The sequence below is a fragment of the Aeromonas molluscorum 848 genome (assembly GCF_000388115.1).
GTDB lineage: Bacteria > Pseudomonadota > Gammaproteobacteria > Enterobacterales > Aeromonadaceae > Aeromonas > Aeromonas molluscorum.
This window is the reverse complement of record NZ_AQGQ01000277.1, coordinates 1-2092: the sequence shown is the minus strand read 5'-3', so window position 1 is coordinate 2092 and position 2092 is coordinate 1. Positions and strand designations below refer to the sequence as shown.

At 60.9% G+C, this 2092-nt stretch carries 1 protein-coding gene; it reads left to right on the top strand.

Features of this window, described 5'->3' with window-relative positions:
* Positions 1–2088: NAD-glutamate dehydrogenase domain-containing protein (locus tag G113_RS19910; protein WP_005913519.1), on the top strand; the 2088-nt coding region annotated here is incomplete at its 5' end.
* Between the last annotated feature and the right edge of the window lie 4 nt (positions 2089–2092).

Here is a 2092-nt window from a genome sequence, read left to right as displayed (position 1 = left end):
TCCGACATCGCCAACGAGATCAGTCACGAATATGGTCACTGGCTCGGGGATGCGTTCGCCTCCGGCGGTTCGGTCGGTTATGACCACAAGAAGATGGGCATCACGGCGCGCGGCGCCTGGGAGTCGGTCAAGCGTCACTTCCGTGAGCTTGAGATCAACTGCCAGACCACCGATTTCACCTGCGTAGGCATAGGTGACATGGCCGGCGACGTGTTTGGCAACGGCATGCTGCTCTCCGAGCACACCCAGCTGGTCGGCGCCTTCAACCACATGCACATCTTCATCGACCCGACCCCGGATGCGGCCAGCACCTTCGCCGAGCGCAAGCGTCTGTTCGAGCTGCCGGGTTCTAGCTGGGACGACTACAACCGCGACCTCATCTCTCAGGGGGGCGGCATCTTCCTGCGCTCGGCCAAGTCCATCAAGCTGAGCCCGCAGATCCAGACCCTGCTTGGCACCGACAAGGTCAGCATGGCGCCGAACGAGTTGATCAAGGCACTGCTCTGCCTGAACGTAGATCTGCTCTGGAACGGCGGCATTGGCACCTACGTCAAGAGCCACAAGGAGAGCGATGGCGAGGTGGGTGATCGCAGCAATGATGCCCTGCGCGTCAATGGTCGCGACCTGCGTGCCCGTATCGTGGGTGAGGGGGGTAACCTGGGCTTCACCCAACTGGGTCGTATCGAATACGCCAGTCAGGGCGGTCACATCAACACCGATTTTACCGACAACGTGGGCGGGGTGGATTGCTCCGACAACGAGGTCAACATCAAGATACTGCTCAACCAGCTGGTCGCAGCGGGGGATCTGACCCTCAAGCAGCGCAACCAGATGCTCTATGAGATGACGGATGCCGTGGCAGAGATAGTGCTGACCAACGCCTATCGTCAGTCCCAGTCCATCTCGGTTACCAGTTTCCGCGCGGCGGATCAGGTGAAAGAGCAGCAGCGTTTCATTCAGGGTTTGGAGCGCGAAGGCAAGCTGGACAGGGCGCTGGAGTTCCTGCCCTCCGATGAGGAGTTGTCCGAACGGATGGCGGCAGGGCAGGGGTTGACCCGCCCCGAGCTGGCCGTGCTGGTGGCTTACGGCAAGATGGTGCTCAAAGAGCAGCTAAACTGCCCCGAGATCACCGACGAGCCCTTCTTGGCGCGGATGCTGGTCACCAGCTTCCCCGAGCAGTTGCAGCAGCGCTTCGGCGAGGCCCTGGCCCAGCATCCCCTGCGCGGCGAGATCATCGCCACGCGGGTGGCCAACATGCTGGTCAACGACATGGGACTCAACTTTGCGACCCGGATGAAGGACGAGACCGGTGCCTCAGTGGCCGAAGTGGCAGCCTGCTTCGCCATGGCCCGCGAGGTGTTCGGTTTCGATCCCCTGTGGCGCGACATCGAATCCCTGGACAACCAGGTGAGTGCCGAGACTCAGCTCGAGTTGATGTTTGCCAGTCGCCGCATTGTGCGCCGTGCCACCCGCTGGTTCCTGCGTGCTCGCAATCGCAGCTGGAGCATCAGCGAAAACATCGCCTTCTTCCGTCCCGCCTTCGAGACCTTGGGCGAGCACCTCTACGAGGTGATGGAGGAGAGCGAAGTGGCCGAGCACCGTCACGCTGTCGAGGTCTTGGTGGCCAAGCAGGTCCCCGAACATATCGCTCGCCAGGTCGCCCACATGAGCAGCCTCTTCTCTGCGCTGGATCTGGCTCAGATTGCGGCGGATCAGCACAGCGACATTCTGCGGGTAGCCAATGTCTACTACCGACTCGGTGCCAAACTGGACCTGCACTGGTTCCTCGACCAGGTCAACCATCAGCCGGTTGGCAACCATTGGCAGGCGATGGCCAGAGCCTCCTTCCGCGAGGATCTGGACTGGCAGCAACGCAGCCTCACTTCCGTCGTATTGGAAGGGTGCAAAGATCAGGGAGAATGCGATACCATACTGGCCAGCTGGATTGCGGAGCATGAGCAACTCTTGTCCCGTTGGACCCATATGCTGGCCGACTTCAAGACCACCAGCACTCACGAGTTCGCCAAGTTCTCGGTGGCCTTGCGGGAGTTGAACCTGCTCCAGTTGAATTGCCGAGCATCGGCATAACCAT